14 protein-coding genes are annotated in these 15,398 nt (G+C 60.3%); 6 read left to right on the top strand and 8 right to left on the bottom strand.

What is annotated here, in order from left to right:
- Positions 1 to 53: 53 nt before the first annotated feature.
- Together dnaJ and dnaK are read right to left on the bottom strand one after the other, a co-directional pair.
- Positions 54 to 1,196, bottom strand: coding sequence for a molecular chaperone DnaJ (dnaJ, locus tag Q4577_RS19985; RefSeq protein WP_244684671.1), 1,143 nt, complete (start codon positions 1,194 to 1,196; stop codon positions 54 to 56).
- A gap of 91 nt (positions 1,197 to 1,287) precedes the next feature.
- Positions 1,288 to 3,198 (bottom strand): molecular chaperone DnaK, encoded by a 1,911-nt coding sequence (gene dnaK / locus Q4577_RS19980; protein ID WP_244684673.1) that lies wholly within the window; start codon positions 3,196 to 3,198, stop codon positions 1,288 to 1,290.
- Between the two features lie 207 nt (positions 3,199 to 3,405).
- Here dnaK and Q4577_RS19975 point away from each other — a divergent pair, with 207 nt between their 5' ends.
- Positions 3,406 to 4,008, top strand: coding sequence for an alpha-ketoglutarate-dependent dioxygenase AlkB (locus tag Q4577_RS19975; RefSeq protein WP_303472244.1), 603 nt, complete (start codon positions 3,406 to 3,408; stop codon positions 4,006 to 4,008).
- Between the two features lie 128 nt (positions 4,009 to 4,136).
- Here the strand turns inward: Q4577_RS19975 and Q4577_RS19970 are convergent, their stop codons facing one another.
- Positions 4,137 to 4,850: a YafY family protein gene (locus Q4577_RS19970; RefSeq protein ID WP_303472243.1), complete on the bottom strand. Its 714-nt coding sequence runs from the start codon at positions 4,848 to 4,850 to the stop codon at positions 4,137 to 4,139.
- A gap of 133 nt (positions 4,851 to 4,983) precedes the next feature.
- Between Q4577_RS19970 and Q4577_RS19965 the strand changes: the two genes are divergently transcribed.
- On the top strand, positions 4,984 to 5,706 hold the full coding sequence (locus Q4577_RS19965) for a glutathione S-transferase family protein (RefSeq protein WP_303472241.1): 723 nt from the start codon (positions 4,984 to 4,986) through the stop codon (positions 5,704 to 5,706).
- A 61-nt stretch (positions 5,707 to 5,767) separates the two neighbouring features.
- On the opposite strand, the gene Q4577_RS19960 is transcribed toward Q4577_RS19965, so the two are convergent.
- On the bottom strand, positions 5,768 to 6,754 hold the full coding sequence (locus tag Q4577_RS19960) for a DUF2125 domain-containing protein (protein ID WP_303472239.1): 987 nt from the start codon (positions 6,752 to 6,754) through the stop codon (positions 5,768 to 5,770).
- A gap of 82 nt (positions 6,755 to 6,836) precedes the next feature.
- Here Q4577_RS19960 and Q4577_RS19955 point away from each other — a divergent pair, with 82 nt between their 5' ends.
- The 4 genes from Q4577_RS19955 (at position 6,837) to Q4577_RS19940 (ending at position 11,723) form a co-directional block, all read left to right on the top strand.
- A complete protein-coding gene (locus tag Q4577_RS19955) occupies positions 6,837 to 7,367 on the top strand; it encodes a gamma-glutamylcyclotransferase (RefSeq protein WP_303472237.1) in 531 nt (176 codons plus the stop codon).
- A gap of 71 nt (positions 7,368 to 7,438) precedes the next feature.
- Positions 7,439 to 8,683 carry a biopolymer transporter ExbB gene (locus Q4577_RS19950; RefSeq protein ID WP_244686311.1) on the top strand — a complete coding sequence of 415 codons (1,245 nt, stop codon included), beginning with the start codon at positions 7,439 to 7,441 and terminating at the stop codon, positions 8,681 to 8,683.
- Positions 8,684 to 8,686: 3 nt separating this feature from the next.
- Positions 8,687 to 11,308 (top strand): peptidoglycan -binding protein, encoded by a 2,622-nt coding sequence (locus Q4577_RS19945; RefSeq protein ID WP_303472235.1) that lies wholly within the window; start codon positions 8,687 to 8,689, stop codon positions 11,306 to 11,308.
- Positions 11,309 to 11,318: 10 nt separating this feature from the next.
- Positions 11,319 to 11,723: a PaaI family thioesterase gene (locus Q4577_RS19940; RefSeq protein ID WP_303472234.1), complete on the top strand. Its 405-nt coding sequence runs from the start codon at positions 11,319 to 11,321 to the stop codon at positions 11,721 to 11,723.
- On the opposite strand, the gene Q4577_RS19935 is transcribed toward Q4577_RS19940, so the two are convergent.
- The 4 genes from Q4577_RS19935 to Q4577_RS19920 all read right to left on the bottom strand — a co-directional run bounded on the left by Q4577_RS19935 (position 11,720) and on the right by Q4577_RS19920 (position 15,397).
- Positions 11,720 to 12,511 (bottom strand): TIGR02186 family protein, encoded by a 792-nt coding sequence (locus tag Q4577_RS19935; protein WP_303472232.1) that lies wholly within the window; start codon positions 12,509 to 12,511, stop codon positions 11,720 to 11,722. The two genes, Q4577_RS19940 and Q4577_RS19935, sit on opposite strands and share 4 nt — an antisense overlap.
- Positions 12,511 to 13,434, bottom strand: coding sequence for a sulfite exporter TauE/SafE family protein (locus tag Q4577_RS19930; RefSeq protein WP_244684690.1), 924 nt, complete (start codon positions 13,432 to 13,434; stop codon positions 12,511 to 12,513). Before Q4577_RS19930 ends, Q4577_RS19935 begins: the two co-directional genes overlap by 1 nt.
- A gap of 316 nt (positions 13,435 to 13,750) precedes the next feature.
- The gene (locus tag Q4577_RS19925; RefSeq protein WP_303472229.1) at positions 13,751 to 14,758 is read right to left on the bottom strand and encodes an ABC transporter permease; all 1,008 of its coding nucleotides are present in this window, start codon (positions 14,756 to 14,758) and stop codon (positions 13,751 to 13,753) included.
- A gap of 3 nt (positions 14,759 to 14,761) precedes the next feature.
- Entirely contained in the window at positions 14,762 to 15,397 is a 636-nt protein-coding gene (locus Q4577_RS19920; RefSeq protein ID WP_303472227.1) for a LysE family translocator, read from the bottom strand.
- Position 15,398 lies beyond the last annotated feature (1 nt).

Here is a 15,398-nt window from a genome sequence, read left to right as displayed (position 1 = left end):
CACAGGCCGAAGCCCCGCGCATCCGCCCTTGCAGGCGTCTTTGCGGCAAAGGATTAACCCTTCATGCTATCCCAGAATCCTTTGACGGATGAGAAAAAGCTTTTGCTTTCCGGGTTGTTATCCTCGCTCAGGGCCTCGAACTCACGCAGGAGCTCTTTTTGGCGAGAGGTCAGATTGACCGGGGTTTCAACCGCAAGTTCGATGAACATGTCACCCATCCCGGGACCCCGCAGCGGCGGCATGCCCTTGGACCGAAGGCGCATTTGCCGTCCCGATTGCGACCCCGCCGGAATTTTCACCCGACTGCGTCCGCCATCAATGGTTGGCACTTCGATGTCGCCACCAAGCGCGGCAGCCGACATTGACACCGGCACCCGGCAATGCAAATCCGCGCCGTCGCGTTCAAAGATCTTGTGGGCGCTGACCTCGATAAAGATATAGAGATCGCCCGGAGGCCCACCGCGCATCCCGGCCTCGCCCTCACCTGCAAGACGAATGCGGGTGCCGGTTTCGACGCCTTTGGGAATGTTGACGCTGAGCGCACGTTCCTTTTCGACGCGACCCGCGCCGTGGCAGCTTTGGCAGGGGTTCTTGATGATCTGGCCAAGACCGGAGCAGGTCGGGCAGGTGCGTTCAACGGTAAAGAAGCCCTGCTGCGCGCGGACCTTGCCCATGCCGGAACACGTCGGACAGGTTGCCGGTTCCGCGCCCCCTTCGGCGCCGGACCCATTACAGGATCCACATTGCACCGATGTTGGAACGTTGATGGTTTTTTGCAGACCGGAATAGGTTTCTTCCAGCGTTACCCGCAGGTTATAGCGTAGATCGGCCCCGCGTGCCGCACGCTGGCCGCCGCCCTGGCGCCCGCCCATGAAATCGCCGAACAGATCGTCGAACACATCCGAAAAGGCGCTGGCGAAATCGCCCTGCTGGCCTGGATGTCCGCCGGGGCGTCCGCCCCCCATTCCGCCCTCAAATGCGGCATGGCCGTAGCGATCATAAGCCGCCTTTTTGTCGGCGTCTTTCAGCACTTCGTAGGCTTCGTTTGCTTCTTTGAACTTGCCTTCGGCTTCGGGGTTGTCGGCGTTGCGGTCGGGGTGCAGTTCCATCGCTTTTTTGCGATAGGCCTTCTTCAACTCGTCAGCGGAGGCGGTCCGGGCGACGCCCAGAACCTCGTAATAATCACGTTTGGACATGCCTCTGTCCTCCTTTCAGGAACATGTGGGGGCCGGCCCGGCATCCGGACCGGCCCCCGCAGTGGTTCCGTCGCGCTGTCATCACGGATGATCAGGCGCGTTTGTCGCCATCAAGATCCTCGAAATCGGCATCGACGATGCTGTCATCATCGGGGCCGTCATCGGCGGCGGTCGGCTCTTCACCGGCCTCTTCCTGGCTATTCTTGTAAATGGCTTCGCCCAGCTTCATGGACGCCTCCATCACGTTCTGAATGCCGGATTTGATCTTGTCGGCATTGTCGGTTTCCATTTCGTCGCGCAGGGCCGCCAGTGCCAGTTCGATGGCTTCGACCGTGGTCGGATCGACTTTGTCGCTGTGCTCTTCCAGCGATTTTTCTGTCGAATGCACAAGGCTTTCGGCCTGGTTCTTGGCTTCCACCAATTCCTTGCGCGCCTTGTCCGATTCGGCGTTCTCTTCGGCTTCGTGCACCATCTTTTCGATGTCTTCGTCCGAAAGACCACCCGAGGCCTGGATCGTGATCTTCTGTTCCTTGCCGGTGCCCTTGTCCTTGGCCTGAACCGACACGATGCCGTTGGCGTCGATGTCAAAGGTCACTTCGATCTGGGGCATGCCACGCGGCGAGGGCGGGATGTTTTCAAGGTTGAACTGGCCCAACATCTTGTTGTCGGCGGCCATTTCGCGTTCACCTTGGAACACCCGGATCGTCACGGCGTTCTGGTTGTCTTCGGCGGTCGAGAAGATTTGCGATTTCTTGGTCGGGATCGTGGTGTTGCGGTCGATCAGGCGGGTGAAAACACCGCCGAGGGTTTCGATCCCCAGCGACAGCGGCGTCACGTCAAGCAGAACAACGTCTTTGACGTCACCCTGCAAAACACCGGCCTGGATCGCGGCGCCCATGGCAACGACTTCGTCGGGGTTCACACCTTTGTGCGGCTCTTTGCCAAAGAACTTGGTCACTTCTTCGATCACGCGCGGCATGCGGGTCATACCACCCACCAGAACAACCTCGTCGATGTCCGACGTGGTCAATCCGGCGTCTTTCAACGCGGCCTGGCAGGGTTTGATCGAGGCTTTGATCAGGTCGCTGACCAGCGATTCCAGCTTGGCACGGGTGAGTTTCATCACCATGTGCAGCGGCTGGCCACCGTTCGGGTCCATCGAGATGAACGGTTGGTTGATTTCGGTCTGGCTGGACGAGGACAGTTCGATCTTGGCTTTCTCGGCGGCTTCTTTCAGCCGTTGCAGCGCCATTTTGTCCTTGGTCAGGTCAACGCCGTGCTCTTTCTTGAACTGATCCGCGAGGTAGTTCACGATCCGCATGTCGAAATCTTCACCACCGAGGAAGGTGTCGCCGTTGGTGGATTTGACTTCGAACAACCCGTCGTCGATTTCAAGGATGGTCACGTCGAAGGTGCCGCCGCCAAGGTCATAGACCGCGATGGTGTGGGTGTCTTCTTTGTCGAGACCATAGGCCAGGGCCGCCGCTGTCGGTTCGTTGATGATCCGCAGCACTTCGAGACCGGCGATCTTGCCGGCGTCTTTGGTGGCCTGACGCTGGGCGTCGTTGAAATAGGCCGGAACGGTGATGACCGCCTGGGTCACGTCCTCGCCAAGATAGCTCTCGGCGGTTTCTTTCATCTTGCCCAGGATAAAGGCAGAGATTTGGCTGGGGCTGTATTTTTCGCTTTTCGCTTCAACCCAAGCATCGCCATTGCCGCCGTCGATGACGTTGAATGGCATGTTCTTTTTGTCTTTGGCCAGATCCGCGTCGTCATTCCGGCGACCGATCAGACGCTTTACCCCGAAAACGGTGTTTTCCGGGTTGGTGACGGCCTGACGCTTTGCAGGCTGACCGACAAGACGTTCGTTGTCGGTGAAAGCGACGATCGACGGGGTCGTCCGTGCGCCTTCGGCGTTTTCGATTACACGTGGCTGGCTGCCGTCCATGATGGCGACGCAGCTGTTGGTCGTTCCGAGGTCAATACCAATTACTTTGGCCATTTTGCGATCCCTTTTATTCTTCAAGGCGATGACACGAGGCAGGACCCATTACAGCATCCCGTCCCGAATGATTTGGCGGAGAGCCCTGCGGCCCGTTCCGCGCTTCGGCGTGTATATAAGGACCGGTTTTGGGTGCTGCAAGCGCTCTGGGCGACGCTATTGTGCAAATGCGGTCGGTTTTGTTGAGGAAATGTGAAGGGAAAGCGCATGACGGTCCTGAATCTGCGCGGAGTCGAGCTTTGGAAGGGGCATGTGACACCGGGCCAACAGGTTGAAATGCTGGAATTGCTGCGCGATGTGGCGCGTGAGGCCCCGTTTTTTCATCCCGAAACGCCCGGTGGGCGGCGGATGTCGGTACGGATGACCGCCGCCGGGGATTTTGGCTGGGTCACGGACCGATCGGGGTATCGCTATCAGCCATTTCACCCGAATGGCCGGCCCTGGCCTGTGATCCCCGAAGCGATTTTGGCGATTTGGCGCCAGGTTGCGCCCGAGGCGCGGATGCCGGAGTGCTGTTTGATCAATTTCTACGGCGAAGGCGCCCGCATGGGGCTGCATCAGGACCGCGACGAGGCGGATTTCGACCAGCCGGTGGTGTCGCTGTCGCTGGGGGACGCCGGGTTGTTTCGCATTGGCAATGTCGAAAAGGGCGGCAAGACCGAATCAATCTGGCTTGAGTCTGGTGATGTGGTTGTGATGCGCGGCAAGGCGCGGTTGGTGCATCATGGGGTGGATCGGATAAAATTCGGCTCATCCCGATTGATGAAAGAGGGCGGGCGGATCAACCTGACCTTGCGGGTGGTGACCTGAGTGCCCTGTGATCGGGTGGCTTTGTATCAGGCGCGGCAGAGGAGGCCAGAGGGGTTTAGAGGGGGCCAGCCCCCTCGGCGTTCCGCCTCACCCCCGGGATATTTGAGAACAGAAGAAGCCCCGGGGTCTTATTGGCGTTCGCCACCTTTGTGCCGTTCTGTTCCGGCTTTCAGCAATGCCATGTAGTCGCGCAGCATGGGCACGCGGCGCGGGCGAAAGCTGATGTCCAGCACTTCGAGATCGGTCATGCGGTCCAGGCGGAACGCGCGAAAATCCTGTCGCAACTGGCAAAAGGCCAGCAAGCAATGGCTCATCTGAAAATAGGAAATGGTCAGCGGATCGGCCTCGCGCGTTGTGGCGTTGCCGTCTTTGTCACGATAGGCAAACCGAATGCGCATTTCGTCCCAAGTCGCGCGGCGCAGCACGGCCGCATCGACACCGGGTTTGGGAATTTCGTGGAAATGATGCACATGCAGGACCGCATGGCGCAGGCGATGCGCCTGTTTGTCGGGCAGGCGGGCGCGTAGCTTGGTCAGGGCCTGACCCGCCGCTTTCGCCAGAGTGGGGTCGCCGATTTCCTGAACTTCGCGCAGGCCCAGGACCAGCGCCTCCAACTCGTCATTTTCGAACCCCATGGGCGGCAGCGCGTGATCTTCGATCATGGTATAGCCATAGCCCGCCGCGCCGTCGATCACCGCCCCCATTTCACGCAAAGTATTGATATCGCGGTATATTGTGCGCGGGTCGACCGACATTTCGTCGGCCAGCTCCGCCGCGGTGACCGGGGCCGGCAGGCTGCGCAGGGCCTGCATCAATTGAAAGAGACGTTGGGTGCGGGTCATCTTGGCATTGGGTTTCCTGGGGGCGTCTTGGGGCAGGGTACTGGCAAGGACAGGGGGCTGACAACGGTATGTGCTGACAAAAACTGACAAGAGGGGTTGGTAGTCAGGGGCACCACAACACAGGAATTTACCAATGATCACTCTACTGACTTTTCCGCCCAGCTTCGGTTGCCCGTCACATAGCCCCTATTGTGTCAAAGCGATGAGCCTTTTGACCATGGCGGGCGAGGCATGGACGCCGGAATACTTTGAACGGCCCGCCGAAATGCCATACGGAAAACTGCCGGTGATCCGGGTCGATGGCGCGTTGCTACCGGATTCGGGGCGTATTCAGGCCTTTCTCGAAACGCGCGGCGCCGATTTCCACCCCGGTTTGACCGCGTTGCAGAAAGCCACGGCGCGGGCGTTTCAGCGATTGGCCGAGGAAAACCTGTCATTGGGATTGGTGCACGAACGCTGGATGAATGACGATTGCTGGGTCCGGGTGCGCGACATTTTCTTTGCCTCGATCCCGGAGGTGCAGCGGGTGGCCGTGACCGATGACATTCGGAATCAGGTGCGCACCGGCATGCTTGCACATGGATTTTCCCGAATGAACGACGCCGATCGGTTGGCGCTGATGCAGGAAGATCTTGCCGCGATTGAGGCGCTGCTGTGGGACGGTCCGTTTTTGTTCGGGGACCGGCCCACGGCCGCAGATGCGTCGGTGGTGCCGTTTCTTGACATGTTGTCGACCCTTCCGGGGGCATCGCCGCTGGCGGACCTGGTCAAGGGCAATGCGCGGTTGATGGCCTATGTCGCGGCGGGGCGGGCCGCGATGTATCCCGAAATGCAGGCGCTTCAGGCCGCCGGTTAACGGCCAGATCCGTCAGCGGCCTCATGAGCCGCGCTTGCAGGTTGATTGGGTATTGCGGCGATCAGCGAAGCACAAATCTTGGGGCTTTGCCCAGGGGCACCAAACCCAGCCAGATCTGACCCTCTTTCAGGCGCAGCGTGGCATCCAGTGTCGCGCTGCTGCCGGAAAGAGACGACATCAGTGTCAATGTTGTCTCGATCCCGTCCAGCAACACTGCGGGCACCTGATCCGAGGCACGGGCAATCGCCAGCATATCGCGCCAGTTGCGGGCCTGGAGGTTGATCTCGCCATTGCCGCGACCCGCGTCATCAATGTCAATCTTGCCCGTCATCCGAAGCGCCATGGGCCCCCATTCCAGCGCCGCATTTTTAAGGTCAATCAGCACCGGTTGTGGTCGGATGTGCGGCGCGTTTAACGCCCAAGGCGTGTCAAAACCAACCGTCACCTGCATCTGTGCGGCCGAGAATGTATCCGGCAACGTCCCGCCGGTGGCGCGCAAGAGACCGGCGGGCAGGGCCAGACCCTCTGCCGTGATCGCCAGATCATAGGTTGCATTGTCGGTGCGGTTTGCCGCCATGCGCAATTGCGCCAGGGCGGTGGTGGCACCGTCGGGATCGGTGATATTCAGCACATCCGCCACAAGGTTTGCCCGTTGCAGGTAATGGGCATCTTCTTCGGTCACCAGGCTGGCGCGCAGGCTTTCGCTGGTGACATCGAATTCGCCTTCTGACGTCAGAATCACCTGGCGATTGGGCCATATCGCGATGGCATGATGCCGGTTGTAGCTGAGCAGGAAGAGTTGAAAGAACGGCGCGCGCCATCCCAGACCACTGTCTGGGTCGGTGATCGACAGCCCCTCCCACGTCGTGTCGTGCCGGTTGGGAAAGCCACGGATGGCCATATCGGTGTATTCGGCCTGCCACCCCTCGGCGCGGCGCTCGGCGAACCAGGACTGATAGGTGGCCATCAGGGTTTGTTTTCCCCAAAGCCAATGACCGGCCCACCCGACAGCGGCCAGAATGATCAAAATGGCAAGTCGTTTCATCATGGGCGGTCTCCGTCGCGGCGGGGCTGGGCTTTTGCCTCTTGCCGTGATGCATTACATCCCGACAGTCGAAAGGAAAAGCATCATGGCACTTTGGGTCTTTGGCTATGGCTCTCTTTTGTGGAACCCCGGCTTTCCGGTCGCGGAAACCCGGCTGGCCTCGCTTGAGGGCTATCGCCGCAGTTTCTGCATGCATTCAATCCACCATCGTGGCACCGAAGAAGATCCGGGGCTTGTTCTGGCGCTGGACGAGGCGACAGATGCGGTCTGTGACGGGGTGGCGCTGCGGGCAGAGCCGGGGACAGAGGATGCGACGCTGGCCTATCTGCGCGACCGCGAGCTGGTGTCGTCGGCCTATGTCGAGCGGCATGTGATGCTGGGTATGGATGATGGCCGCCGGGTCGAGGCGCTGGCCTATGTGATCAACACGGATCATTGGCAATATTGCCGGGATATGCCGTTGGAACAGCAGGCCCAGATCATCGCCCATGCCGTTGGCGGGCGTGGTACGAACACCGAATATCTGTGGAATACCGCCGCACATTTGGTCGAATTGGGCATTGAGGATGCAGATTTGCAATGGTTGGCGGCCCGGGTCCATGACATTTGCCGATAACACCTTGGCTTGCTAGGGAAACCTGCCTAGACTCTTGGCGCAACTAACAGTGTCAGGAACCGTCCCTCATGGTGGACAAGCCGGACCGCGAGGCCGAGCCGAAATTTTCTCAACCTGTGCGCCAGGTGATCTTTATGGTCACGGTGCTGGGGCTTGTCGGGGCCGGATTGTTTCTGGCGCTGCCCAGGGTTTTGCCGGTTTTCCTCTCTAATCCCTATCTGAACGGGTTCATCGTTCTGGTGTTTGTGATCGGGGTCTTTGCCACCTTCTGGCAGGTGGTGACGTTGATCGGATCGGTGCGTTGGATCGAAAGTTTCGCAGCCGAACGCGATGCCGGCCACGTCGCGCCGCGCATTCTGGCGCCTTTGGCGACCTTGATGCGGACGCGGGGCAAGCGGATGCAGATTTCGGCCACCTCGTCGCGGTCGATCCTCGACTCGGTGGGGCAACGGATTGACGAAGCGCGCGAAATCACCCGCTATATCGTGTCGCTGCTGATTTTCCTTGGGCTGTTGGGCACGTTTTACGGCCTTGCGACCACGATCCCGGCATTGGTTGATACGATCCGGTCGCTGACACCGGCACCGGGCGAAACCGGTGGGCAGATCTTTGAACGCCTGCAACAAGGTCTGCAAAGCCAGCTGGGCGGAATGGGTACGGCCTTTGCCTCGTCCTTGCTGGGGCTTGCCGGTTCGCTTGTGGTCGGGTTGCTGGAACTTTTTGCCGGTCATGGCCAGAACCGGTTTTACCGCGAGCTTGAGGAATGGATGTCCTCGATCACCCGGCTGGGCTATGCCGGTTCGGGTGAGGGCGAGGGCGGCAGCGATCAACAGCTGCTGGTCGCAGTGGTCGATCACATGTCCGAGCAGATGGAATCGCTGCAACAGATGTTCGCCCAGTCCGACGAAAGCCGCGCGGTGGTGGATGACAAACTGTCGATCCTGGCGGACAGTCTGGAACGGATGACCGAACGGTTGGAGGCACAATCCGCCCCGACCACGGCGCTGACCCGTCTGGCCGAAGGACAGGAACGGTTGATTGAAGCGCTGGAAAGTCGCACGGTGAACCCCGAAGGCGGGATTGATGCCGAAAGCCGGATGCGCCTGCGGTCGATTGATGTCCAGATGCTGCGTATCCTCGAAGAGATGTCTGCCGGCCGTCAGGAAAGCATGGCGGAACTGCGTACCGATCTGTCGGCACTGACCCGTGCGTTGAACACCGCCGTGCGCCAGGTCAGCGCCAATACAAACGCCGCAAATCGGCCCAATCGAAACATCAGACGGCCGAAATTGGAATCCCCTGAACAGGAGGGTTAAACGATGGCATTGTCACGTCGCACAGGGCAAAGATTGCAAAGCTCGATCTGGCCCGGTTTTGTCGATGCGATGACCGGTCTGCTCTTGGTACTGATGTTTGTATTGACCATTTTCATGGTGGTGCAATTTTCGCTGCGGGAAACCATCACCGGTCAGGAAAGCCAGCTGGACGAATTGTCCGGCGAAATCGCCGCCCTGGCCGAGGCGCTGGGGCTGGAACGCGACAAGACCGCCGCGCTGCAGGATGAGGTTGGCAGCCTGACCGCCACGCTGGGGGATGCCGAAACCCGTGCGGCGGAACAGGCGTCGATCATTGCCACCTTGCAACGCGATGTTGAAACGCGCGAAGCGGCATTGTCCGCCGCCGGCATTCAGATTGCGGCCTTGCAACAGGATGTGGCCGCACGGGACGCGGCGCTGGGCGCGGCCGAGGAACAGATCACCGGGTTCGAGGCCCAGATCGCCGGTCTGTTGGCCGATCAGGCCGCCGCCGCCGACCGTATTGGTGAATTGCAGGATCGTGAACAGATCCTGTTGAGCGAGCAAGAGGCCATGCAACTGGCCTTGGCGCAGGCACGCGACGAAATTGATGCCGAGGCCGAGGCCGCACGCCTTGCCGCCGCCCAGGCCGAAGCCCTGGAAGCCATGATTGCCCAGATGCAAAGCGATCAGGCAGACACGACTGCGGTGCTTGGTGCGCAGATCCAGGAGTTGGAAAACCGCCTGAGCGAGGAAGAGGCGAAACGGCTGGCCGAAATCGCCGCCGCCGAGGCGTTGCGCGAGCGGTTGAAAACCGCAGATGCTGAATTGACCGCAATGACCCTCGCATTGGAAGAGCGCCGCCGCGAGGCCGAGGAAACCCTGTCGCTGTTGGCGGCGGCAAAAGCGGTCGAAGAAGATCTGGATGCGCGGCTGGCCAATGCGTTGATTGCGCAGACCGCCGCCGAAGCGCAATTGGTCGAGATGGATGCCCGGCTGGCCGAAACGTCTGAGGAATCCACGACCCTGAAAGCGCAGCTTGCGGCGGCCCTTCTGGCCCGGCAACAGGCCGAGGCACGCAATGTCGCGCTGACCGAAGATTTGCAAAACGCGCTTTCCAACGACCGCGAAACCGGGTCACGGCTTTCGGGATTGGAGGCGCAATTGGCCGCCGCCCTGTTGGACAGTCAGTCCCAGACCGCCCGGATCGGTGAACTGGAACTCGCCCTGACCAGCCTGCGCGAAAATTTCGATGTGGAACGTGGGGCGCTGGAGGAACAATTGGCCCAGGCGCTGGCCGCGAAATTGACCGCCGAACGCAGTGCGCGGGAAGCGGAACAAACCGCCACGGCGGCGCTGGATCGACAGTCAACTCTGGAAGATGAACTGGCCCGCGCCCTGTCTGCGCAATCCGATATGGCCGGGATCGAAGACGATCTGGCGGCGGCGCTTGCGGCGCGGGTGGCCGCAGAACAGGCCCGCGACCAAACCGCGAATGCCTTGGAAACCTCGCAGGCCGACCTGAACGCCGCGCGCGCCGAAACGCGCACGCTGGAAGACAAGCTGGCCGAGGCGCTGGCCGCACAATTGGCCGCCGAAGAAAACGCCAAGGCGCTGGGCGGCGCATTGGAACAGGCAGAGACGCGCAGCGTATCCCTTGAACAGCAGCTGGCCAATCTGCGGGCCACATTGGACGAAACCCAGACCGGCGAAATCAGCCTGCGGGATCAATTGTCTGCTGCTCTGGCCGCCACCGTCAAGGCAGAGCTGGAGGCCACGGATGTGCGCGCCCAATTGGCCGAGGCGCTGGCGCTGAAACTGGCAGCCGAGCAGGCGGCAAAGGCCGCCGAAACCGCCGCGAGCCAAAGCCGATCCGAAGCGGAAAACCGCGCGGCGCTTTTGGCGGCTGCGCGCAGCGAATTGGCCGAACAGACCCAGGTGTCGACCGCCGCACAACGTCGGGCCGAGGTGCTCAACCAACAGGTTGGCGCGTTGCGGGCGCAATTGGGCGAATTGCAGGCGCTGTTGGACGACTACAAAGCCCGCGATGTGGCGCAGAACATTCAAATCGAAAGCCTTGGGTCTGATTTGAATGCGGCGCTGGCGCAAAAGGCGCTGGAAGAAAAACGCCGCGCCGAGGCCGAGGCACGCAATGCCGCGCTGCTGGAAGAAGAAAACAGGAACCTTGAGAAATACCGGTCGGAATTCTTTGGCCGCCTGCGGGATCTGTTGGGCAATCAGGACGGCGTGCGCATCGAAGGGGACCGCTTTGTCTTTGCCTCTTCCGTGTTGTTCGGGTCGGGTGATGCCACGTTGTCGGCGGATGGCCAGCGCGAGATTGCCAAGGTCGCCCGCATCCTGAAATCGGTGTCTGATGACATTCCGAGCGAAATTGATTGGGTCATTCGCGTCGATGGCCATACCGACAATGTGCCAATCGTCGGCTCAGAGCAATTTGCCGACAATTGGGAATTGTCCCAGGCGCGGGCGCTGTCGGTTGTGCGGTATATGATCAATTTCCTGGGGCTGGAACCAGAGCGGCTGGCGGCAAACGGGTTTGGGCAATACACGCCTGTGGATCCTGCCAACACCGCCGAGGCCCGGGCGCGCAACCGTCGTATCGAATTGAAATTGACCGAGAAATAGGCAGGCCGACATGACCGACGACACCCCGGCAAACTGGGAGGCACCCTCTCTCTTTGCCACCCATATCGGCATGAAACTGGTAGAGTGGGGGCCGGAATTCGCCCGCATCGAAGTGCCCCTGGCCGAGTTTACCCAGAACCGCCATGGCGCGCCGCATGGGGGCATTCACGCCGCGCTGCTGGACACATGTATGGGGTATTCGGGGTGCTTCACCGGGGTGCAGGATGACCGACAGATGTGCCTTACGCTCAACCTGTCGGTCAATTATCTGTCCCGGCCTCTGGGCGGGGTCCTGATCGGTGAAGGACGCAAAACCGGCGGCGGGAAACGCACCTTTTTTGCCGAGGGCCGGGTCGAAGATGACACCGGCCTGTTGATCGCAACCGCCACCGGCGTGTTTCGTTACCGGGGTTAACCGGCTTTGAACACGCGGAAGGCGGCGGATGCACCCCAGCCTGCGGCAATGGCAATGGCCAGCGACAAAAGCCCGTAAATCAACGGTCTTTCGCGGGAGAGGTTGAACAGGAACCGCTCCAGACCGACCTTGCGCACATCAATGATCGTTTCAAAATCAGAGATGATTGTTTGGTCGCGCAGCAAGAACACCCGCGTGCGATAGTCGCCTTCGGTCAGGTTGGCCGGCATGTCGACCGATGTGCGGAACAAGGTCTGTTCCGAAACCTCGATGCTGCCTTCGTTGACCTGATACAGCCCGGCATTTTCGCGAATGCGGATCGTGGCATCGACGAAATTCTGTTCTGACCCCAGCCCCTGCACCATTTGCGGCGCGGTGATCCGGAATTCTTCGTCGACGGCTTCGGGCAGGATATCCTTCAGAGGGCGCGAAGAAGAGACGGAATAGAAGCTGGGTGCAGAATGCAGATCGGCGGATTCGGTGTTGATCCAGATGCCGTAACGGCGCTCTTTTTTGCGCACCACCAATGGGGCCGATGGGCCGGCCACGGCGATAATCACGTCCAGCTCGCTGTCGGGCACCGCGCCATCGCGTTTGACCGCGCCAAAGATCAGGATTTCCGATCCGTCGAAATTGGCGGTGATCCGCACGCGGTTCTGGGACAGGCCAAGGACAACGGCCTCTTGCAGGTCATTTGCCGCAACAGTGGGTTCATCCTGTGCCAGGTCCTGAGCCTGTGCCGTAACCGGCAAAAGCATCAGCGCCAACAGTGCTAGAAAGCCACGCATCAATGCCCCCCTCCGGTGCCAATCGAATAGAGTTCGGATGGTTGCACCAGCAGGTCAAAGGCAAGCTTGCCGCAGACCAAAATTACCAGCATTGCCAATAGGATACGCAATTGTTCCGCCTTGAGCTTGACGCCGATCCGGGTGCCGATTTGCGCCCCGATGACACCCCCCACCAGCAGAAGCACCGCCAGCGCCATATCCACGGTGTAGTTGGTTGTGGCGTGCAGCAGGGTGGTAAATGCGGTGACAAAAATGATCTGGAACAACGAGGTTCCGACCACAACCTTGGTCGGCATGTGCAGGATGTAGATCATCGCAGGCACCATGATAAAGCCGCCGCCGACCCCCATGATGGCCGCCAGAATACCCACCAACACGCCGACAATCAGGGGCGGAATGACAGAGATATAGAGACCGGAGGTGCGGAACCGCATCTTGAACGGCATGGCCGAAATCCAGCCACGGTGTTTGCGTTTTGTCGGGGTGACACCGCCCGCCGCACGCGACCGACGAATGGCGCGCAGGCTTTCGACAAACATCAGCGCGCCGATAATGCCAAGGAAAACAACGTAACAGAGTTTGACCAGCAGATCGACCTGGCCCAGCGAGCGCAAGTAGTTGAAAACCAACACCCCCAGCGCCGCGCCGACCAAACCGCCGACAAGCAGCACCCCGCCCATCTTTAAATCAACGGTCTTGCGTTTCAGATGCGCCAGCAGGCCGGAAAACGACGAGGCGACAATCTGATTGGCTTCGGTTGCTACGGCAACGGCGGGGGGAATGCCGATGAAGAACAACAGTGGCGTCATGAGAAACCCGCCACCGACACCGAACATGCCTGACAGGATCCCAACCATACCCCCCAGCCCAAGGAGCAGGAAAGCATTTACCGAAACTTCGGCTATTGGCAGGTATATTTGCATGGCTGTCTCTAGCCGCATCTCGCAGCGATTTGCAAGTGCAGCAAAGTCACGAAGTGGCAAAAATCGTGGATTATTTTTCGACGCGGAAAAATTTTGGCGCGGCCCGCAAATTCTTGCTGGCCAACGCCGTGATGAGCTTAGGTTTAGCTCGTTACTTCAATTGCTTACGTGTTTTAGGCGTCAGGTCGGTATTGGCCACAGACGCGAGAAAGCGGCGTCGAGAGTACCGGCATGCCGTGTTTCTGCACGAGCAATGTTCCAGATTTGCAATGTTATGTGATCGCCCCGCATGGGGGCGACCAACCGGTGTTGGCGGTCACCGCTCCTTGGCATAGGGTTCGCCGCCGGCCCGCGGGGGAATCGCTTTGCCGACGAAGCCGGCCAGGATCACCACCGTCAGGATATAGGGCAGGGCGTCCATTACCTGAACCGGGACAACAAAGATCCCGAGGTCAATGTTCTGATAGCGCAGCGCCACCGCCTGCAAGAGACCAAACAGAAGACAGGCATAAAGCGCATACCATGGCCGCCACTTGGCAAAGATCAGCGCCGCCAAAGCGATAAAGCCCCGCCCAGCGGTCATTTCCCGCACAAATCCGGCCTGAAGCGCGGTGGCAAGGTAAGCCCCGGCAATGCCGCATAGAACGCCACAGATCATGACCGCCGCAAAACGCTGGGCGACAACCGACACCCCGGCCGTGTCCACCGCCGCCGGATTTTCGCCGACCGCCCGCAACCGCAGGCCAAAGCGGGTGCGAAACAGCACCCACCACGACAGCGGCACGAACAACAGGGCGATATAGACCAGGATCGAATGGCCAGAGATCAATTCGGAATAGATCTGTTGGAGCGGCCCGGCCTCGGCCACCAGTTGCGACAGGGGGACACCCGCCGCCTCTGCATCTTGGGGACCGATGGCAAAAGGAAGGTCAATGCCTTCGAAACGTGCCCCGCCGACAAGCGATGGCGTGCGCCCGCCCTGGCTGAACAAATCCTGCGCGATAAGAACCGTCAAACCGGACGCCAGAAAGTTGATTGCCACGCCAGAGATCAACTGGTTCCCGCGAAAGGTGATCGAGGCAAGGCCATGGATCAGCGACAAAATCAGCGATGCGGCAATCCCGGCCATCAGGCCCAACCAGACCGACCCGGTGATAGAGGCCAGAGCGGCGGCGAAAAAGGCCGCTGCCAGCATCTTGCCCTCCAGCCCGATGTCAAAAACACCGGCGCGTTCGGAAAACAAACCGGCAAGACAGGCCAACAACAGCGGCGTCGCCAGTCGAAGTGTCGAATCAAGCACCTGAAGAAGGGTCAAAAGGTCCATGGCTCAAGCCTCCGATGTGGCCAGCCGCCAGGCGGCAATGGTGAAAAAGCCGCCAAGCGCGACCTCGATCCAGCGCCGTGCGCGCGCATAGGCACTGCGCACAGGCGGTGATGACAGCAGCAGCGCCCAGGCGGCGTGACAGCCAAAGGAAATGGCAAAGGCCGCAATCAGGAAGGCCGCGATGACCATCGCGTTGCCGCCCTCGGTCGCGCCGACGGCCGCGATGGCCAGCCAGAACACAATCGCCTTGGGGTTGGTGACCTGCAAAAGATAGCCGGTGGCAAAGTGTTGAACCGCAGAACGCGGTTTCACAGCCACAGGTTTCAGCACCGGCGGGTCTATCGCCTTGCGAAATGCCCCCCAGGCCAACCACAACAGATAGGCCGCCCCGATCAGGCGCAAAATCTGCATGGCCCAGGCGGCATTGGCGATCAACAGCCCCACCCCCAACAGCGTCGCGATGTTCAGACAGAGAGATCCGACAGCGATTCCCGTGGTGGCGATCAACGCCGGACCGCGGCCTTGGGTGGTCGCAATGCCAAGCAGCAGCGCCACAGCCGGACCGGGCGAGGATGCGGCAACCACAAGGATCGAAAACGCCGCAAAGAAGGCGGGGAGATGGGCGATAATATCCTGCATC

The sequence above is a fragment of the Marinovum sp. 2_MG-2023 genome (assembly GCF_030548265.1).
In the GTDB taxonomy this organism is placed as follows: Bacteria; Pseudomonadota; Alphaproteobacteria; order Rhodobacterales; family Rhodobacteraceae; genus Marinovum.
This window is presented reverse-complemented; position numbering and strand designations above follow the sequence as displayed.